Raw genomic sequence first — 20,800 nt, 5'->3', positions numbered from 1 at the left:
CATGGCACATGCACTTCGCGGCAAATCCGCAATCGTCGGCAAAGGCTATTGGGGTCTTGGCAAAACGCCAAACACCTCACCTATGGAACTGATCGCCAAGGCAACGCAAAACGCGCTGGCCGATGCTGGCATGGATTTGTCCGAAATCGACGGCGTTTGTGGCGGCACATTCTACCACTTCTTTCCGACCCTTTCGATTGCCGAGTATTTGGGCATAAAACCGACATGGGCGAATTCGGACATGGTGGGTGGCTCGTCCTTCATGTCCTATCTGGTCGAGGCCACCATGGCGATTCAAGCAGGCCTGTGTAAGAATGTTTTGATCTGCTACGGATCAAACGCGAAATCTGCACGTGACCTCAACGGGTTGATTGAAACCCCCCAATGGGAACGCGCCTATGAGCCAATGGTCCCGGTCCCGGGTTATGCCTTTACCGCGCAACGCTATATGCACGAATTCAACGTGCCCAAAGAGCATTTCGGTCATGTCGCCATCTCGGCCCGGAAATGGGCCCAGCTGAACCCCGACGCGACAATGCAGGATGACCTGACGATGGAGGAGTATCTGAACTCGCCCATGGTTGCCGATCCACTGGCCGTTCTGGATTGCTGCCTGATGTCGGATGGCGGTGCCGCGATCATCGTGACCTCAGCCGACCGCGCAAAGGATTATCAGGAAAAGCCTGCCTATTTCCTGGGTGGCGGCAATGCCATTTCCCATCGCGAGATCAGTCAGGCTGCGACCCTGACCACCACCTGTGCGGCCGAAAGTTCGAAACGTGCGTTCGAGATGGCCGGTGTCACCACCAAGGATGTGGACGTGGTCGAGCTTTATGACGCCTTTACCATCAACACGCTGCTGTTCCTCGAAGATATGGGCTTTGTGAAAAAGGGCGAGGCCGGGGCATTTGTGGCCGATGGCAACATCGCGCCAGGCGGCTCGCTGCCGGTGAACACCAATGGCGGCGGGCTAAGCTGCGTGCACCCCGGCATGTATGGCTTGTTCTGCCTGATCGAGGCAGCAACCCAAATCCGGGGCGATGGCGGAGACCGGCAGATCGACAATGTGAACATCGCAATTGCGCATGGAAATGGCGGTACGTTCTCGAACGAATTCACAACCATTCTGGGGAGCGAAGCGTCGCTTTAAGCAAACAAAAAGGGGGCATTTGTGCCCCCACCCCAACACTTAAAGTGCAGAAAACCGTTTGTCAGACGGGCTTCAAATGCTTGGTGTAGACACCGGTCGAACCCGCCGTACATATCGCCGCGTTTGAGCGCCGCCTGCCCAAGAGGAATCCTCCGCAAGTGTCAGGTACCGATAGATTCAATCACTCCAAAATCGTATCTACAGATTGCCCAAAAGGCCGACCACCGTTTAGATGGTCGGTCAAACTACTAGCCTACGTTGTTGGGTTTCTAAGCAATCGGTACACGCGCCGCAGGTGGGGTGGAACGCGAGCGTCCGGTACGCATCTTGCCATCAATCATAACGGCCCCAACTCCGGGGATGTTGCCCACTGCCATGGCTTCCAAAACATTCTTGCCAACCGATCCGTCGGGACGATCCATGAACACCAGATCGGCTGGTCGGCCGGGCGCGACGATTCCCTGCGCCAGATCCCGTCTTTTTGCCACGTTCCCGGTTCCGCAGCACCACGCTTGTTCGGCAGGCAATCCGCCAAAACTGGCCAGCAGAGTTGCCATGCGCAGCATTCCGTTCGGCTGCACACCCGATCCTGCCGGTGCGTCGGTTCCGATCAGGAAATCGGCCAAACGGTCTTCGGCCAGCGCCCCCTCCAGCGTTACGATTACGGATTTTTCATTACCGTTATGTACGGCTTCAAGTGCACCTTTTGCGTGACGGCAGAGCTCTCGGATTTCATCCTGGGAAATTGACGTCGGGCCGCCATTGATATGGCTGACCACATCCGGTTGCGCCTCAAGCACGTCAGCAGCACGCACATCATGAGAGCCTGCGATCGAAGGGCCACCAGTGTGCATGATGGTCTCAATTCCCAATTCCCGACACCAACCGGTAACGCGTGCAGCGTCCGGGCCTTTTGCCACGGTTCCGAGACCAATCTCTCCGATATGCCGAATTCCAGCCGTTTTGATTTCGGCGTAGAAATTGCGGTCAAAATCAAGTTCCGGCACGGGCGCGCCCGCCAGAACCTTGGCACCGGCAGGCCGGAAGTTCGAATAACAACGTTGCGCCACCATCGCCAACGCCTTGACGCCTTCGGCGTCCTTGGGGCGGCCGGGCAGGTGAACTTCGCCCGCCGAGATAAAGCTTGTGACGCCACCGTTCACATTCATTTCAATCCAGCCAAGCTGACTTTGGCGTGGGGTCCAATCGCCGAATACCGGGTGGCAATGCCCATCAATCAGACCCGGCGCGACCGCACAGCCAGAGGCATCAATGATGCGATCCGCATCGCCACCCTCAAAACCCACAATCACGCCATCCTCAATGAGAAGGCAATCGCTGTCGGCAATAGGCGCATCCAGATCACCCGTCAGAAGCAAACTGATGTTCCGGATGAGTGTGCGACCCTTTTCCGGCGTGTCTTTTGGTGCGTCAGCCATCTGATCCCCCATTTGGCGTGTCAAATCATGGTCCAAATCCGAGCCAAGGAAGTCGCACCAACAAGCCGCTCGGCTGTCAGGCTTTCCTTGTCGATTTTCATTAGTATACAAGCGATATTAGAGTGCTTGTGTCAAGACCTTCTGGTCGGCGTCAAGCGTTGTCTGTTTCACGTTGTCTTTCCAGACAAACCTCGTCGGCACATGATACGGGGTGCGTTATTGGCAAAGTTAAACAGATTTTCGAAGTCGCGATTGTTTTGTTCGGCCCACGCTTCGGTTGGCGCTCCGGCAGCGCCTTGCATACCTGCCTACCCATCAGGTTCTTGGGACTAGCAGCAGTGTGTTTTTTCCAAAAAGCGGATTAGTTGGAGTCTCGATCCGGGTCCAAGCCTGGCAACAGTGCGGCTTCGCACTTTGAGTGTGTATAAGGTTGAACAAGAGTTGCGTTTTCAAGGCATTACCCGTGTTCAATGTTCGATAAGTAAACGCTAATTTCGAACTCCTAAGCTGAATATTGTTTGATTCATATATAATGCAAAAAGGGCGCTCTGTTTCCAGAACGCCCTTTAGTACCGCTGCCTGTAAAGAAGGAGGAGTTACAAACAGCGATTGGCTCGGAATACAACGCCGGGTTCGCCGGCCTGCATGATCATTTCGTGACTGACAGCACGTGGCAATGCCCGTGACATGAAGGCGCGCGCAGCATCTATCCGATCTGCATAGTATTCTGGCGATTGTGACCCACCGGCAACCTTGGCCGCACGCGCAATCCGGGCCGACATCCAAGCCGATACGCTCAGCGCCACAATTTCCAGATAGTCGCACGCGCCAGAGAGCACGTCGCCTTGCGCGGTGCTCAGGACCCAGTCAGTCGTACGCCCAAGTCGGGATGCCGCATCGCGCAGGTTACTTTCGACATCCGAAAGGTCTTCACCCAGGTGACCCGCCTCGTCCAGCATGTCGGCGATCAGTCCCTTGACCACGGCACCATTGTCGCCGCGCACTTTGCGCATGACCAAATCGCGGGCCTGAACGGCGTTTGTCCCCTCGTAGATCGCAGTAATCCGAACGTCGCGCACCAATTGCTCGACCCCATAATCCTTAATGAAACCGTGCCCACCATGCATCTGCACAGCCTCATTTGCCATGCGGGATCCCATGTCAGACAGATAGGATTTAACCACCGGAGTCAGCAGCGACAGACGCGCATCCGCCTCTTTGCGCTGTTCAGGCGTATTGGCGCGATGCGCCGCGTCCAACAGACCAGCGCTATAGTAGGCCATCGCACGGGCAGCATCCAGTTCGCCCTGCGCGGTAAGCAACCGGCGACGCACATCCGCATGGGCAATCAGCGGATCAGCCGGACCCATCGGGTTCATAGGTTCCCTGTCCGCGCGTCCCTGAAGGCGTTCGTGGGCATATGATGTCGCAGTCTGAACTGCAGCTTCAGCCACGCCCAACCCTTGCAGGCCAACGGACAGGCGCGCGGCGTTCATCATCACGAACATCGCGGCCAGACCCTTGCCCTCTTCGCCGACAAGCCAGGCTTTAGTGCCCTCGAAGGAAATGGCGCAGGTGGGTGATCCGTGGATACCCATCTTGTTCTCGATCCTGGCAATGGTGATCGTGTTTTGCTCGTTCGTTGTGTTGTGGTCTGCATCCAGCATGTATTTCGGCGCCAGAAACAGCGACAGCCCACTTGGGCCAGGCTGGGCCCCTTCGACCCGTGCAAGGATCAGGTGGGCGACATTTTCCGACATGTCGTGATCGCCCCAGGTGATGAAGATCTTGTTGCCGGTGATGGCATAATACCCGTCATCATTGCGGACGGCCTTGGTGCGGATCAGACCAAGGTCGGTGCCGCAATGCGGCTCGGTTAGGTTCATGGTCCCGGCCCAATTGCCGCTGGTTAGTTGTTGGCAATAAACGATCTTCTGCTCGTCCGAACCATAGGCCATCAAGGCCTCAACAACGCCGAAATTCAACTCGTGGATCAACGCGAACGCCAGATTGGTTCCGGCCATGCCTTCGCGCAGGGCTGCGTGCAGGACAAAGGGCAGTTGCTGACCGCCATACTCTTCCTCCAGCGCCAACGCATTCCAGCCGTCTTCGCAGAACACTTTGTAAGCGTCGCCAAACCCGGGGGCGGCATAGACCTGGCCATCTACCAGCCGAGCGCCGGGGTTGTCGCCGGCCTCGTTGCAGGTGGCGAGATTATCGCGCACGAAACCATTGATCGCATCTACAACGGCAAAGAACGTGTCCTTGTCGCAATGCTCGTAGCCCGGCAGCGCCAGAGTTCTGTCGAGGTCCAGCACCTCATCCAGCAGAAACGCGATATCCCGTTGGGGAAGTTGATAATCCATTCTGCGCTTCCCTTAATTTTTCAGCGGTTTGCCAGTGGTCATAGTGTGGCGCATCCGCTCGATCGTCTTGTCCTGGCGGATCAGACGCATCATGCCCTCGGCTTCCAGCTTATGCAGCGCTTCTTCATCCAGCGTGCCACCATCGCCACCAGCCAGAACATGCGCCGTTTCACGAGCGATCTCGACCGTATAGGGCGCATCTGCCGTCGCTTCGGCCAAAGCGGCCAGCTTTGGTTCCAGCGCAGCGTTGATCGCAGCAGCGTCCAGCGCGATTTCGGCCTTGGCCGGAGCGGCATAGCCATTGACCAGTTCCAAGGCGGCCGATTTCGCGTCCGCCAACAACCGGTCCCGGTTCATCACCACACCATCGCCTGTACGCAGATAGCCGGCATGTTGCGCCATGGGGGCAGACCCCACCATCAGCGCCTTCGAGATGACATCAAATGCAGCTTCGGCCCCTTTTACCGGATCGCCCAATTCCGCTGTCTTGCGCAGCAACAGGGCCGTGGTTCCACCCCAGGCGGGCAACAGACCCACATTGGCCTCGACCAATCCGATGTTGCTTTCCAGCGCGGCCACGACCCGATCTGAATGCATCAGGATTTCACATCCACCACCCAGGGCCAGTCCGCAGGCAGCCGAGATAACAGGAAACGGCGCGTATTTGATCTTGCGCATCGTAGCCTGACCGATGGCAAGTTGCCCTTCGACCAGAGCCAGCTCTCCGGCATCTGCGCGGTCCAACGCCTTTTTAAGGTTGGCACCAACCGAAAAGTGATTGCCGTCCGAACCGATGACCATCGCACTGAAATCACGCCCGACAATTTCCAGCACATCACCGACGCCGGTCATGACCTGATCGTCCAGGGCCGCATTGGGAGCGGTGATCGTCAGCAGCGCGACACCATCGCCCATGTCACGCAGGGCAACGGCTTCGGTGGAGAAAACCGGATCATCCGTGAGGTCCGACGCAAAGATCACTCCGGGTCCGCGCGGTACATCCGCCTGTTGACCTAAGGGCAGCAGAACTTTGCGATCCCGGCCCTGCCCCGAATAGAAGCCGCCACGTTCCGCCGCCAATGCCAGCAAGGGCGGTACGTCCTGACCTTCTTCAGCAAGACGGGCAACAATCTTGGCTACGCCGATCTTATCCATCAGGCGGAACGGGCCCATGCGCCAGTTGTATCCCAACTCCATCCCCGCATCGACGGCCGCCGGGCTGCCGGTGATTTCAGGCACGCAATAGGCAGCATAGGAAAGGGTCGCACTCATAACGGCCCAGGCGTAGTCAGCCAGCCGGTCACCCTTTTGGTCGATGAAATCAATTCCAAAAGTCTTCGCCAGTTCCGGCGCCTTGGTTCGAGGGCGGTACTCCAGCGTGGTAAGGTCGATGGCTTGGGCAACGGTCTTTCCCGCCACGTCTCTGGACCGGCGATAAAACCCCGATCCATCACCTTTACGCCCGACATAACCTTTTGCCGCCATCCGATCGAACGTATCGACACCCTCGGTGTGGATCTGTTGCGGATCGTCGGCCTCAAGCAGCGACCGCATCGACAGGCGCGACTTGCCCATCAGGTCGATGCCTACCAGGTCGAACAGACCAAAAATCCCAGTTCCGGGAACACCGAAGGGGCGCGACAGAACGGCGTCGGCCTCTTCAACCGCGATACCACGCGCGACGGCCTCTCGGACAGCAGCGTTCATCCACAGTCCGCCCAGACGGTTGGCGATAAATCCAGGGCGGTCGTTGCAGGGCACAACGGTTTTGCCCAGTCGTTCATCACTATAGGCACGTGCGCGTTCCGCAACCGACGGATCGGTGTCGGGACCCGTCACGAGCTCAAGAAGGCGCATATATCGCGGTGGGTTGAAGAAATGGGTGATAATAAATCGTCTGCCCAACCCTTCATCCAAATCAGCCACCAGATCTGCCAGCGGTATTGTCGAGGTATTCGAGCTCAGGATAGCGTCATCGCGCAAATTCGGTGCGATTTTGGAATAGAGCTCACGTTTGACCCCGACATCCTCCAACACAACTTCGACCACCCAATCGCACGTCGAAAGCTGATCCAGATCATCGTCCAGATTGCCAGCTGTTAGCCGCCCCGCGTAAGCGGGATCAGCCAGTTGCGGAGTGAGGCCCTTGGTCATACGTGCGATGGCGCCCTTGGCCAGCGCAGAACGATCCTCTGCCCCTTCGGGCACAATATCCAGCAGAACCACCTGCGCGCCGGCATTGGCGAAATGCGCGGCGATACCCGCGCCCATAACGCCCGAGCCGATAACTGCGACTTTGTTAATCTCGCTCATTTACAGGACCTCAAACAGGCCAGCCGCGCCCATGCCGCCGCCAATACACATGGTGGCGACAACATACTTCGCGCCGCGTTTCTTGCCCTCGATCAGCGCGTGGCCGACCATGCGAGTGCCCGACATGCCATAGGGGTGGCCCACGGAAATCGCGCCGCCATCGACGTTCAAGATTTCATTCGGGATACCAAGTTTGTCACGGCAATACAGGGCCTGTGACGCAAACGCCTCGTTCAGTTCCCACAGGCCTATATCGTCCATCTTGAGGCCATTGCGTTCCAGCAATTTCGGCACTGCAAACACCGGGCCAATACCCATCTCATCGGGTTCGCAGCCTGCAACGACATAGCCCACATAACGACCCAGCGGTTCCAGTCCCCGCTTTTCGGCCAGCTTTTCTTCCATCACGACCTGCGCCGAGCCACCGTCGGACAGCTGCGAGGCGTTCCCGGCCGTGATCCATTTGTCCTCACCCATGACCGGAGCCAGAGCCTGCAAGCTTTCCAGCGTGGTCGACGGGCGGTTGCATTCATCCTGAGCCAGCGTGACCTCTTCATAGGTGATCTCGCCGGTTTCCTTGTTCTTGTTCGCTTTGGTGACGGTGATCGGAACGATCTCGTCATCGAACTTGCCCGCCTCTTGCGCCGCGGCAGTGCGCTGTTGCGACTGCAGGGCAAACGCGTCCTGCGCCTCGCGGCTGATACCGTAGCGGTCGGCAACGGTATCAGCGGTCTGGATCATCGGATCATAGAAACCGGGGATGTTTTGGTCGATCCAGCCCTCTTTCAGTCGATAGGTGTTGTCGCGCCCCATCACCAGCGAGATGCTCTCGGCACCACCGCCGACAACCATGTCACAGCCGTCGACCATGACCCGTGAACAGGCGCGTGTCAAAGCCTCAAGGCCCGACGAGCAGAACCGATTGATCGTCTGGCCCGACGCGGTGACGGGCAGGCCGGCGCGCATGGCAACCTGGCGGCCCAGATTTCCGCCATTCGCCCCTTCCGGCACGGCGTTACCAATGATCACATCTTCGATCTCGGACGGATCAACACCGGCGCGTTTAACTGCCTCGGAAACGGCGTAGCCACCATAGACGGCGGGGTGCGTGTCATTGAAGGCACCGCGGAAGGCTTTGCCAATGGCTGTACGGGCGGTCGAGACGATAACGGCAGAACGCATGGTTTTGATCCTTGAAGGCAGAAATTAGTTGTCTGTTGGAAGCTTGTAGTTCGCGAATTGCTCACGCAGGTGCAGCTTCGAGACCTTGCCAGTCGCGGTGTGCGGAAGCTCGGCCTGGAACACCACATCGTCGGGTGTCCACCACTTGGCAATTTGACCGTCATAGAGCGCCAGAACATCCTCGCGGCGAACATCCGATCCCTCACGCTTGACCGCAACGATTAACGGGCGTTCATCCCATTTTCGGTGCTTGGCGGCGATACAGGCGGCTTCCAGAATGTCCGGGTGGCTCATGGCGATGTTTTCAAGATCAATCGACGAAATCCATTCGCCGCCCGATTTGACGACATCCTTGGTCCGATCCGTCAGACGCAGATAGCCCTTGGGGTCGATCGCCGCGACATCACCGGTGATGAACCAGCCGTCTGCGGTAAAGGCATCGGCACCGGCCCCACCCCAATAGCTTTCAGCAACCCAATGGCCGCGCACCTGCAACATGCCAGAGGCAACACCGTCATGTGGCAGCCGCTCGCCTTCGTCATTGACGATACGCATCTCGACGCCATAAAGCGCGCGCCCCTGTTTGGTCTTCAGTGCGAGGCGGTCATCGATCGGCAGTTTATCCTCGCCCCATTTGGGCACCGAAAGCGTGCCGACGGGGCTCAATTCGGTCATGCCCCAACCATGCACAACGTCGATCCCGTGCCCTTTCTCGATTTGCTCGATCAGGGACAGCGGCGCGGCCGATCCCCCCATCATCGCGCGTTTGACCGTTTTCAAAGTGGTGCCCTGCTGATCCAAGTATTCAAACAAGGCCAGCCAGACAGTCGGCACACCCGAGATAATCGAGACCTCTTCATCGTCCATTAGTTCCAGAAGAGAGGCCGGGTCCATCCCCGGTCCCGGCATAACCAGCTTGGTGCCGTTCATCACGGCCGCATAAGGAATTCCCCAGGCACAGGCGTGGAACATGGGCACCACCGGCAAGGTGGCGTCGCGAGAACTCAGCGCCAGCCAGTCGCCGCCGGACACGCCCATAGCATGCAACACGGTTCCACGGTGGGAATACAGAACACCTTTGGGATTGCCGGTTGTGCCAGATGTGTAGCACAGCGCCATGGCTGCATTTTCGTCCAGGTCAGGCCAATCATAGGTCTCGGGCCTGCCCGCAATCAGGGATTCATAATCGCTGACTGTTGTCCTCATCTGGGGCACCTGATCCGGGCAGGTCAGGCTGTACCAACCGCGAACGCTGGGGCAGCGAGCCGAGACCGCATCAATCAGCGGCGAAAAAGTCGTGTCGAAGAACATATGCATATCTTCGGCGTCATTGATGATGAACGCGATCTGATCAGGATGCAGACGCGGGTTGATCGTGTGACAGATCGCGCCGATGCAAGCCAACGCATAGTACAATTCAAGATGGCGATTGTTGTTCCAGGCCAACGTCGACACACGGTCACCCGGCCCCACGCCCAGCTCGGTCAAAGCATGTGCCAGTTGTTGTGTCCGCCGACCCATGTCCGCAAAAGTGTAGCGGTCAATGGTCATGTCCGTATTGCGCCAAACGATCTGAGCCTCGGGATGAGCACCCATTCCGTGACGGAAGATGCTGGTCACAGTCAGCGGCATCGTCATGATCTGGCCGGTTAGCGTTGTCTTTTCAGTGCTCATTCGTAACTCCCAATGGGTATTGCCGCGCAACTGTGTCGGTCACAGAGGTGCGGTTGGCATTTCTCCGATGTCCTGTTCGATCTGCCAGGACATCTGCAAGACGCCCAGATCGTCAAAGCGGCGTCCGACCAATTGAATACCGATCGGCAGACCGTTTCGGTCCAGTCCGACCGGGATGCTGGATGCGGGTTGCTCGGTCAGGTTGAAGAGAAATGTATTGGCCCAGCTTTCGAACGGTTTTTTGGGATCAGACCCCGGCAGTTCGGCAGCAAAAGCGGTGTCAGGGGTCGACGGCAGCAGGACAAAATCATAACCGTCAATCAGCGCCAGCGCCCGTTCACGCAATGCCTGCGTATGGTCGTAGTTCCGCTGATGCTCGACCGCAGATAAAGCGCGTGCATCATTGGTCCAGTTCCGGATGTAGGTCGTTTTTGCCTGCTCAGTCTCGGGCCGACGCATCAGTTCGGACAGAGTTCGGATCTTGTAGAACGCTTCGGTAGGGGCCCAATCTGTACGGCTGAACGGCGCGGCTTCAAGATAAGAGATCCGAACGCCCATATCTCGCAAAACCTGCGCTGTCCGTTCCAGCGCCGCCTGCACATCCTCAGCCACCGGTTCGCCCAGACCAAGCTCGGGGACAACCAGAACCGACATGCCATTATTGTCTCCCCGCGTCAGACGCGAGACATAGTTCACGCCGTCCCGCTCTAAAGCCGCGAAATCGCGCGGATCTTCACCGGTCAGCACGTTCATATGCAGCGCGACATCGCCAAAATTGCGCGCCAATGGCCCTGCCGTGATCGCCGGGCTGTTGCAGACATAGTAGGGCACCCGTCCCTGGCTGGGTTTCAGGGCGGTTAACCCGCAATACGAGGCCGGAAGGCGGATCGATCCCACTATATCGGTGCCAATTGAAACCGGCTCGATCCCCGCGGCAACACTCGCGGACGCCCCCGAAGACGATGCACCCGTCGTGCGCGACACATCCCATGGATTGCGGGTAACGCCGTGCTTTGAACTCACGCCACCCGCAAGAATGCCATAGTCGCACATTGTGTTCTTGCCCAGGATCACGGATCCGGCCTCGCGCATACGCGCAACGGTCGGGTGATCAGTTGTGCTGATCACGACTTCGCCTGCTGCCGATCCGCGATAGGCGGGCATACCGACACAATCTATTGCGTCTTTGACTGTTGTTGGCACGCCGTCCAGCGGCCCCAACGGAATGTTGTCGTGCCAACGCTTTTCCGACGCTCTGGCTACATCAAGCGCATGCTCGGCATCCACATGGTAAATCGCATTGATCTGGGGATTGACCGCTTCGATACGGTCCAGCGCAGCCTGCGTGACCTCGACCGGGGAAAGCTCCATCCGGGCAAAGGCCTGCACCATGGCACGCGCCGAAAGTTGAGAATAAGGGGCCGTCATTTGTTGGAATACTGGCTCGATCAGATAGGGGGGATCAGTCTTCGGTGCGCTGGACGTAGTAGACCTTGGCTGCAATCTTCCAGCCCTCGACAGTGCGCACCAGCGACAGGTAGTCGATGAAGTATCGCGGCTGAACTGCGCAGTCGATCTTGACAAAGGCCGTGTTCGGCCCTGATTGGTCGATCGAGATTGTATGGCCATAAACCGGATATCCTTTGGATTTCGGGCTTTCGCGGCCGCCGATAACCTCTTTGTATTTCTTCAGCGTCATGTGGGTATAACTGCCATCCTCGTTGGCACAGCAAAGATCACACTCCGGCAGAAACATTTGGTCGGTTTTGCTGATGTCTCCGTCATGCAGGTTTTTGATGTACGCCTGCATAAGGGTTTCAATCTCGGCGAATGCGGTCATGCTATGTCCTTGGTCGTGAGTGTCGTGAAACGCGGATGGCGTTGGCCGTCAGGCCGCCTTGTCGGCAAGCAAAGCCCGACGGTACCTTTTCAGGTCTTCAATCGAGCCGACCTTCAGGCCATGTCGGGCTCCAAACTCGAGCAGATCTGGCAGGCGCGCCATTTCACCCTCATCATTCATTATCTCGCAGATCACACCGGAATCTCCCTGCCCGGACAGACGGGCCAGATCGACTGCGGCCTCGGTATGGCCTTCGCGCTGCAGAACGCCATCCGGTTGCGCCACCAATGGAAACATGTGCCCGGGTGAGATCAGATCTGTCGAACAACCGCTATCGGACGCCAAAAGCGCGATGGTCCGCGCCCGATCGCTGGCGGAAATACCGGTGGTGGTTCCCTCTTTCGCGTCTACCGAAATGGTGAACGCCGTATGATGCGGATCCGTGTTGAACGCTGTCATCGGCCTAAGGCTGAACTGCTCCGCCCGATGGGGCGGAATAGCCATGCAGATCAGACCCCGGCCATATCTTGCCATGAAGTTCACAGCGGCCGCATCCGCGCAGGCTGCCGGGATCACCAGATCGCCTTCGTTTTCGCGGCTTTCATCGTCGACAAGGATCACCATGCGGCCTTGTTCACAATCCGCGATGATCTCCTCGATGGGCGACAGCCGGTAAACCTCATGCAGGTCAAACATTGTCTTCCCCTTATCCGTTCAGAGGTTTGATAACGCCTTCGGCAAATTCGATCAGGGCTTCCTGCTCGATCTCATCGCCAAAGTAATTCACGTGGTGCCAGACAAAGAATTCCTCGATCTGATACCGCTCGGCCAGTTCACCGACCTGATCCAGAACCTGCTGGCGCGAACCATCCCAGACGCGACCCAGCGGCACGTGATACGGCGGCGCGTCATAGGCCGAGAACCAAAGGTTATCGAACATTTCGCGATACTGTTTGGTCTTGGCTGGGGTCTTGCCCATCATCAGATGCGCACCCAGTGCTAGAACATCGTTGTTGGTGGTTTGCGGCAGCCCGTTTTCATGTGCGGCCTTCAGACAGCTCTCAAGGATCACCGGCATGAATTCTTCTTTATCGGCGGTTACGAAGGATACCATCTTGGCCCCTTCCGACGCCCAGAACTTGGCGGTTTCCATCGAGTAGGAGAACGGCGCGTACACTTTCGGGTGTGGCTTCTGCAGCGGGCGCGGAACGATGCCCGACTTGCGCAGAATCTTGTTTTCATCAACCGGGCTGTCACCACCCCACAGCTTTGTCGGGTTGAACTCCCACTCGACGTTCGACGGGAAGTTCCAGAACTCGCCCTGATGTTCGGTCAGGTCGTCGGTCCATAGCGACTTGATCAGGCGCCAGTTTTCATACAGCGCGCGGCGGTTGCGCTGATCGGCCTCGGATTTGTCGGATTCAGCCGAGGTGATGTCCAGATGCTGGCCCATGGTTGCGGTCCAGCGCGGCGTGTTCCCCCGCGAGAAACCTGCGAACACGCGGCCGCCGGTCATGTGGTCCAGCATTGCGATGTCTTCAGCCGTTTTGATTGGGTTCATCGCGGTCAGGTTCATCCCCAACTGACCCACCGTGAAGTTCTTGGTGTGCTGGGCGATGTACATATTCCAGAACAGCGGGTTCGTGGTGCATTCAACGCCTTCGACCTGCATGTGATGTTCGGTCAGACAGAAGCCATCATACCCAAGCTCTTCGGCCAGAACCATCTGATCACGCAGGGTGAGCATCATCTTGTTAAACCGCGCTGGATCACGTCCGGCAAGCTGAGTGTCCTCACCATGTTGGCGTGCGAATGGAATGGCGAGAATCTTGAACTTCATGCAGGCGTCTCCCAGCGTGTTACTGAACGTTCACTAACATTCCCATATGACCAGTAATTCCGTCAAGCCCCGAAATGAGTTTCCCGACGTCGCCACGATGCTGCGACGATTTCCAACTGGACAACACATAGGGATTTCAACATGTTGCCTTCAGGTAAGGACCCAAGGAGGCAGACCGGGTGTTTTTGTATTCCGCCGCGCAAGTTGATGAATTTATTAAGAAATCGCAGCTGGATGGCGTTTGTGTCGCGTTAGCGATTGAAGCCGCACGCGAAGAACTCAAACGCCTTGGGGAAACACTGCGCCCGACACTGGTCAATACTTCCGCGACGAATCTGGCAACCCCTGGACAGGGGCAGGTCGAAGCTCAGGCCATGCGCATGTCGCCAGAGGATTCGTCGCTGAGTTCGTACCGTGTCTCGATCGTTCAAGCCGGGCACAATCCTGGCGAGGCCACCACGCTGATGGAAGTGACGTGCACGTTCTCTGTCGATGCGCAACTGGCAGAGACGCCAAAACCCGCTCTGCCCGAAAAGCCGCCCCGCGCTCTGTCGGACACCGCCGAGGAGCGGAGACGGCAGATATTTGAGGGCGCGTGCAAAGTGATTGCCAAACACGGATTCGGCAATGCTTCCATGCGCGAGATCGCCAAAGAATCCGGCCTGTCGGTTCCGCTGATGTACAAATATATCAAGGACAAGGACGACATACTGCACCTGATCACGACGATGTGCATGCAGGACATCATCGACTTTTTCGATACCGGGAAGCTGTTTACAGGACCCGCGGATCAGAACCTTGAAAAAGCGATAGATCGGTACATCGACTACATCGGGAAAAACCGCCGCTATATCAATCTGGTCTATTCGGAAACCCGGTCGATGTCCGCTGAGAACCGTGCGCGCGTTTTCGATATGGAACGTGATTTCATGGGGCGCTGGAAAGGTATTCTGGACAAAGGGGTCGAGCAGAAAGTGTTCCGCCCCATGAACACAGAGTTGATGGCCAACTATCTGTATTTCCTGTGCAACGTCTGGTCACTCCGGCATTGGAGCATCGGAAAGTTCCCGGAAAGCGAGATCAGGACCAGTCTGAAGGCGCTCATCATGGATGGGGTTTTGGCAGAAGCAGGCTCGGCGAAGAAGTCCTGAGTCACCCTAGTTGGCCTATATGCAACCCCCCTGAGTTCCAAGCGCAAGTTCCTGTCGCTTCTGGGCTATTTGGTCGCAAACCAACTTGCGGCACTTAGCGGCCGTGTCAAACTGCGTATATGACACCGCTCAGTAGTCCAAACCCTCTGGATCGCCGTGCAACCGGTTGTGACCTCGTCGTCAGTGGATGATCGCAGGCGTTCAGCGCCCATTGCTTTCTGCCCAGATAACGGACACTTCGGACAGCTTCATGACATCTCAATCCCTGCGCCTGGCCATAGATATCGGCGGCACCTTTACCGATACAGTACTCGTCTCGGGCGAAGAGGCCATATTAGCCTCGACCAAGACGCTCACGACGCATCAAAATCCAGCCGATGGCGCGATGGAGGGCGCAAAACGTGTCATGGCACAATCGCGCCGGTCGCTGAATGAGGTGACTGGCTTCATCCACGGCACGACACTGGCGACCAACGCGTTGATCGAACGTCGCGGCTCTGTTGTGGCGACCGTCACGACCGAAGGTTTTCGCGATATTCTGGAAATCGCGTATGAGCGGCGGTATGCGCAATATAACATCAACCTTGAAAAGCCAGACCTGCTGGTGCCACGCGAACGGGCGTTGACCATTCGCGAACGGATGGATGCCGGAGGGGATGTACTGATCCCGTTGGACACCAGCGCAATTGATGCGCTGCTGATTGAATTGGATGCCAGCGGGGCGGATGCTGTCGCAATCTGTTTGTTGCATGCCTATGCCAACCCATCGCACGAACGCAGGTTGCGCGACATTCTGGCGGAAAAACGCCCCAGCCTGACAGTTTCAATTTCCTCTGATGTAAGCCCAGAGGCGCGCGAGTTTGACCGGCTTTGCACTACGGTCGCCAATGCCTACATCCAACCGTTGATGGAAAGTTACCTGGCGCGGTTTGCCACTCGGTTTCAGGCAGAAGGCGTGAAATGTCCGATCCTGATGATGACGGCCAGTGGCGGAATGTGCACCGTTCAGACGGCCTCGCGCTTTCCGATCCGCCTGGTCGAAAGCGGCCCGGCAGGCGGGGCAATTTTGGCCGCACGCATCGCAGCGCGATCCGGGATTGACGGGGTGTTGTCTTTCGACATGGGCGGGACGACCGCGAAGCTTTGCCTGATTGACAAGGCAAAGCCGCAAACTTCGCGTCAGTTTGAAATCGCGCGCGCGGCGCGGTTCATCAAGGGATCGGGCATGCCTGTGCGCATCCCTGTTGTCGAAATGATTGAGATCGGGGCGGGTGGCGGTTCCATCGCCGGGGTCGACCGGCTGGGGCGTTTGACTGTGGGCCCAAAATCGGCCGGATCAGAACCCGGTCCCGTTGCCTTTGGCCGTGGGGGTACCGAACCAACCGTGACCGACAGCGACATAACCTTGGGCTATATCGTACCCGACACATTTGCCGAAGGGTTTATCAAAATCGATTCAGAAGCACCGAAAGCCGCGCTGAGCCGGGTCATCGGGGCGCGACTGGAGACAGACGCCGCAGGGGCCGCCGACGGTGTCAGTCGTATCGTCGATGAAAGCATGGCCAGCGCTGGCCGGATGCATGCCGTGGAATCGGGCAAGGACCTTGGATCGCGTACGATGATCGCGTTTGGTGGCAACGGGCCCCTGCACGCAAGCCGAGTGGCGCGTTCAGCCGGGGTTAGCCGCATCGTGATTCCGCCCAATCCGGGCGTCGGCTCGGCAGTCGGATTTCTGTTTGCTCCGGTCAGTTTTGAGATCGTCAGATCTCGCTATTCTCTGCTTGAAACGTTGGATCTAAACGGCGTCAATACCCTGCTCTCCGACATGATCGATGAGGCAAGCGGCGTAGTTGCCCAAGGCGCAGGTGGTGCGCCCACCAGAGTACAACGCACAGCCTTCATGCGCTATAACGGTCAGGGGCACGAGATCGAAATCGCCCTGCCCGACCGAGACTTAAACTTGAACGATGTGGAACCTCTCACCGCTGCGTTCGAGGCGGAGTATCGCAAGCAATTCTCGCGCCCAGTACCGGGGATGCAAATCGAGATCCTGAATTGGGCCGTCCGGGCCGCGACACCTGACGCGGAAATTCCAATGTTGCCGGAAACACCTACTTTGACAACGATCACTCCTGCCCAAACCCGCCCGATCATCTGCGACGTGGATGGTCAGATCAAACAAGCTGGTTTTGTGTCACGCGACATCCTGAATCCTGGCGACCGGATCTACGGACCAGCGCTGATTACGGAAACGCAGACCACCACTTTGGTCTCAGCTGATTTCTCCGCGCATGTGGACGCAATGGGTAACCTCATCCTTATCCAAGACAAGAAAGGAGGCGCATGATGGCTGCCGATCTTTCCCCTGCCCACCTGCAAGTCATGTGGAACCGACTGCTTGCGGTGGTCGAAGAACAGGGCCAGACACTGATCCGCGCCGCGTTCTCACCCATTGTGCGGGAATGCGGTGATATCTCAGCCGGAATCTTTGACGCCGAAGGTCGGATGCTCGCACAGGCGGTCACTGGAACACCGGGACACATCAACACGATGGCCGCGGCCGTGATGCACCTGCGCGACCATTTCCCGGTTCAGGACATGAAGCCCGGCGATATCTACATGACCAATGACCCATGGTTGGCCTCGGGGCATTTGAACGACTTTCTGCTGATGATGCCCGTTTTCAAAAACGGGCGGGTCGTTGGCTTTACCTCGTGCACATCGCATCTTGTGGATCTTGGCGGTCTTGGCATGGGACCTGAAGGGTCTGATATCTATGATGAGGGCCTGCTGATCCCGCCTTGCAAGCTGGTCGATCAAGGAGTGCCGAACGCCCTGCTGCTGGACATTGTCCGCGCCAACAGCCGCGAGCCCATCGCAAATGAAGGCGACATATACGCGCTGATCGCCTGCTGTGAAGCGGGCGGTGTTCGTCTGCTCTCAATGATGGATGAGTTCGGGGTTGGCGATCTGGATCAACTGGGCAGCTATATTATCGACACCTCGCGTCGCGGAACGCTTGAGGCGATCGCTGAAGTTCCGGCAGGTGTTTATGAAAACCTCTTGAAGATGGACGGCTATGAAAGCGAGTTGGAGCTGCACGCTACCTTGACGGTCAGCGCGCAGGGTATGCACGTGGACTTTACCGGAACCTCGGGCTGTTCGCGTAAGGGCATCAATGTTCCATTGAACTATGCCACTGCCTATACCGTATTCGCCCTGCGCTGTATCGTGGGGTCCGATATCCCGAATAACGCCGGATCATTGGAGCCATTTACTGTGGACGGTCCAATAGGGTGCATCCTGAACGCTCAGCGCCCTGTACCAGTCGCGATGCGGCACACGCTTGGGCAGGTCACACCAGATCTGGTGCTGGGTTGCCTACATCAGGCCCTACCAGATCAAGTGCCCGCCGAGGGTGCGTCCTGCATGTTTGATCTGCCGATGCGGCACGCCCCCGAAGTGGCCCGCGACGGCGGTCAGGAATTCGCGGTCGAGCCTGTGCATAATGGCGGCACCGGCGCGCGGCCACACGCGGACGGCCTGTCCGCAACCGCATACCCTTCAGGCGTGTTCGGATCACAAGTCGAAATCACGGAAAGCGTGGCCCCCGTCACTATCTGGAAGCGCGAGTTGCGCCCGGACTCCGGGGGCGCAGGCAAGTATCGCGGTGGTCTGGGCCAGCGAATTGAGATGACATCAGCCAATGGGGCGCCATTCATCGTATTCTTGTCGGTCGAGCGCCTCAAGTTCCCCGCCCTTGGTCGCATGGGCGGGCGCCCCGGCGCACCAGGGCGTATCCGTTTCCGCGATGGTGATAACGACATCCCAGGCAAAGGGGAACTGCGCGTCGAAGCCGGCGACTATCTGATCTTTGAAACTCCTGGCGGCGGTGGTTTTGGCGACCCGGTTCAACGGGATCCGCAGGCAATTTCCCTTGATCTGCATCGAGGGCTGATCAGCGCAGAAGGCGCAAACTCTTACAGAGGTACATCATGATCCGTCCGGTTCCGCACATTGGGTCGATGGCGGCCTATGCTTTGGCCGACCTTGGAGATGAAGACACCATCTCGCTGGCCCAGAATGAAAGCGCTTTTCCCACAAGCCCCGCTGCCATCAAAGCGGGCCGCGACGCAATGAGCGATCTGCAACTGTACCCCGATCCGGAATGGTCGGACCTACGCGCTGCAATCGCCGAAGTGCATAACGTCGATCCGACACGAGTGCTTTGCGGTGCGGGCTCGATGGAGCTTATTGGCTGTTTGATCCGCGCTTTTTCCGGGCGCGGCGACAGGGTTCTCGGCACAGATTATGGGTATGCTTTTGTCGCCTCAGCGTCTGCTCAGGTTCAGGCCGACTACGTCAGGGCGCGCGAGGTGGACCTGACAGTATCCGTAGACGATATCATTGTCGCGGTGACCCCCGAAACGCGGATCGTGTTTGTTTGCAACCCCGGCAACCCGACCGGCACTCTGATCCCCAACTCCGAAATCTTACGCTTGCGAGACGGCTTGCCCGCTGATGTTCTACTAGTCGTTGATCAGGCCTATGCTGAATTTGCCGATCAGATACATGACCCGGCAGAAGTCTTCTCGCTGACCGATCGGGGGGACACAGTGGTCTTACGCACCTTTTCCAAAGCTTATGGTCTGGCGGCTGCGCGCGCAGGGTGGGGGTATTTCCCCTCAGAGATTGCGACGGAGCTGCGCAAATTGCTCAACCCGAACAATATTTCCATTGCTTCGCAGGCAGCGGCGGCGGCTGCGATCCGCGATCAGGCGCATATGCAGGATGTGGTTGCCCGAACGGGTGAAATACGAGACCGATATGCCGAAGAATGTCGCGCGTTGGGCCTGACCGTTCCCCAAAGCCACACGAACTTTGTGCTATTGCGTTTTGCCTCGACCCAAGAGGCACAACGGGCAGATTTAGCGCTGCGGGCCGACAATCTTCTGATGCGCGGCATGGGAGGTTACGGTCTAAGCGACTGCCTGCGCGCCACAATATGCGAGGAAGCGGTCATGGATCGATGCCTTTTAGCCTTAAAAGGAGCGCTCGCATGACCGAAACACGAACTGCCGCAAAAATCGGTGTTCTGGTGCCCTTCACAAACACAAATCTAGAACCGGATTTGGAATTACTGAGACCGCCTAATACCACAATCCATTTTCAACGCATGGGCGGGTATGACGTGGATGAAATCCCCGGCTCGGACCAGATGGCGGGGTTGGGCGCATCGGATATCAGTCACGACTTGCGAATGATCTCGGGCGTGCGACCGGATGTTGTGTTGTATGGCTGCACCTCGGCGACGCTGACGCATGGGCCATCCTTTGACGCAGAACTGGCACAACAGATTAAGGCAGGATCTGGCGCGATTTCTCTGACCGCCGCGGGTGCGCTGATCGCAGGGATCAAAGCCGTCGGCGCGACAAAGGTTGGCTTTTCGTCACCCTATTTGGGCGAAATCAATTTACAGGCGATGGATTTCATGGCCCGCAACGGAATTTCGACCGTCAATTGTGCAGACGTGGGCCGCGAACTTGGCAATTATGGGCAAGGTGAATTAACCCCGGACGAGGTTTTTGAACTGGCCTGCCAGGCCGATCACCCGGATGCGCAAGCCATCGTGCTAAGCTGCACAGACATGCGCTCAGTCGAAGCGATCGAACAAATTGAGGCCGCGCTGGACAAACCCGTCATCACCTCAAATCAAGCGATGGTCTTCTGCCTGATGAAGGCATTGAACCTGCCGCAACACGAAGCATTGCCCGGGCGTCTGTTCGACGCCCTGTGACCCGCAGATGGCGGTTTGCGTCACACCAGCAGGATAGCAATGTTTGAA

At 57.7% G+C, this 20,800-nt stretch carries 15 protein-coding genes; 6 read left to right on the top strand and 9 right to left on the bottom strand.

Going from position 1 to position 20,800, the window contains the following annotated elements; translation table 11 throughout:
- Window position 1 precedes the first annotated feature (1 nt).
- Window positions 2-1,150 carry an acetyl-CoA acetyltransferase gene (locus tag GOW92_RS08240; protein ID WP_170559730.1) on the top strand — a complete coding sequence of 383 codons (1,149 nt, stop codon included), beginning with the start codon at window positions 2-4 and terminating at the stop codon, window positions 1,148-1,150.
- Window positions 1,151-1,419: 269 nt separating this feature from the next.
- Here the strand turns inward: GOW92_RS08240 and GOW92_RS08235 are convergent, their stop codons facing one another.
- The 9 genes from GOW92_RS08235 to GOW92_RS08195 form a co-directional block, all read right to left on the bottom strand.
- Complete coding sequence (locus tag GOW92_RS08235; protein WP_170559729.1) at window positions 1,420-2,589, bottom strand: amidohydrolase family protein; 1,170 nt, start codon at window positions 2,587-2,589, stop codon at window positions 1,420-1,422.
- A 596-nt stretch (window positions 2,590-3,185) separates the two neighbouring features.
- Window positions 3,186-4,955, bottom strand: coding sequence for an acyl-CoA dehydrogenase family protein (locus GOW92_RS08230; protein WP_170559728.1), 1,770 nt, complete (start codon window positions 4,953-4,955; stop codon window positions 3,186-3,188).
- 12 nt (window positions 4,956-4,967) lie between these two features.
- A complete protein-coding gene (locus GOW92_RS08225; RefSeq protein ID WP_170559727.1) occupies window positions 4,968-7,268 on the bottom strand; it encodes a 3-hydroxyacyl-CoA dehydrogenase/enoyl-CoA hydratase family protein in 2,301 nt (766 codons plus the stop codon).
- Window positions 7,269-8,450, bottom strand: a complete 1,182-nt coding sequence (locus GOW92_RS08220) for an acetyl-CoA C-acyltransferase (RefSeq protein ID WP_170559726.1) — start codon at window positions 8,448-8,450, stop codon at window positions 7,269-7,271.
- 24 nt (window positions 8,451-8,474) lie between these two features.
- Window positions 8,475-10,124 (bottom strand): long-chain-fatty-acid--CoA ligase, encoded by a 1,650-nt coding sequence (locus tag GOW92_RS08215; RefSeq protein WP_170559725.1) that lies wholly within the window; start codon window positions 10,122-10,124, stop codon window positions 8,475-8,477.
- Between the two features lie 39 nt (window positions 10,125-10,163).
- On the bottom strand, window positions 10,164-11,552 hold the full coding sequence (locus GOW92_RS08210) for an amidase family protein (RefSeq protein WP_170559724.1): 1,389 nt from the start codon (window positions 11,550-11,552) through the stop codon (window positions 10,164-10,166).
- Between the two features lie 34 nt (window positions 11,553-11,586).
- A complete protein-coding gene (locus GOW92_RS08205; RefSeq protein WP_170559723.1) occupies window positions 11,587-11,964 on the bottom strand; it encodes a nuclear transport factor 2 family protein in 378 nt (125 codons plus the stop codon).
- A gap of 48 nt (window positions 11,965-12,012) precedes the next feature.
- Window positions 12,013-12,660: a 3,4-dihydroxy-2-butanone-4-phosphate synthase gene (gene ribB / locus GOW92_RS08200; RefSeq protein WP_170559721.1), complete on the bottom strand. Its 648-nt coding sequence runs from the start codon at window positions 12,658-12,660 to the stop codon at window positions 12,013-12,015.
- 10 nt (window positions 12,661-12,670) lie between these two features.
- Window positions 12,671-13,804 (bottom strand): LLM class flavin-dependent oxidoreductase, encoded by a 1,134-nt coding sequence (locus GOW92_RS08195; RefSeq protein WP_170559719.1) that lies wholly within the window; start codon window positions 13,802-13,804, stop codon window positions 12,671-12,673.
- A 179-nt stretch (window positions 13,805-13,983) separates the two neighbouring features.
- On the opposite strand from GOW92_RS08195, the gene GOW92_RS08190 reads away from it, so the two are divergent.
- The 5 genes from GOW92_RS08190 (at window position 13,984) to GOW92_RS08170 (ending at window position 20,752) form a co-directional block, all read left to right on the top strand.
- Entirely contained in the window at window positions 13,984-14,955 is a 972-nt protein-coding gene (locus GOW92_RS08190) for a TetR/AcrR family transcriptional regulator (protein WP_170559717.1), read from the top strand.
- 250 nt (window positions 14,956-15,205) lie between these two features.
- Window positions 15,206-17,302: a hydantoinase/oxoprolinase family protein gene (locus GOW92_RS08185; RefSeq protein WP_170559715.1), complete on the top strand. Its 2,097-nt coding sequence runs from the start codon at window positions 15,206-15,208 to the stop codon at window positions 17,300-17,302.
- Window positions 17,302-18,954 carry a hydantoinase B/oxoprolinase family protein gene (locus tag GOW92_RS08180; protein ID WP_170559713.1) on the top strand — a complete coding sequence of 551 codons (1,653 nt, stop codon included), beginning with the start codon at window positions 17,302-17,304 and terminating at the stop codon, window positions 18,952-18,954. Before GOW92_RS08185 ends, GOW92_RS08180 begins: the two co-directional genes overlap by 1 nt.
- Window positions 18,951-20,018 (top strand): pyridoxal phosphate-dependent aminotransferase, encoded by a 1,068-nt coding sequence (locus tag GOW92_RS08175; protein WP_170559711.1) that lies wholly within the window; start codon window positions 18,951-18,953, stop codon window positions 20,016-20,018. The genes GOW92_RS08180 and GOW92_RS08175 overlap by 4 nt, the downstream gene beginning before the upstream one ends.
- The gene (locus tag GOW92_RS08170) at window positions 20,015-20,752 is read left to right on the top strand and encodes a maleate cis-trans isomerase family protein (protein WP_170559709.1); all 738 of its coding nucleotides are present in this window, start codon (window positions 20,015-20,017) and stop codon (window positions 20,750-20,752) included. The genes GOW92_RS08175 and GOW92_RS08170 overlap by 4 nt, the downstream gene beginning before the upstream one ends.
- Window positions 20,753-20,800: the final 48 nt, after the last annotated feature.

Origin of the sequence: Ruegeria atlantica, from assembly GCF_013032505.1 — a bacterium.
GTDB classification, from domain to species: Bacteria; Pseudomonadota; Alphaproteobacteria; order Rhodobacterales; family Rhodobacteraceae; genus Ruegeria; species Ruegeria atlantica_F.
Note: the sequence above shows the minus strand (reverse complement) of the source record. Positions and strands in the feature narration are given on the sequence as shown.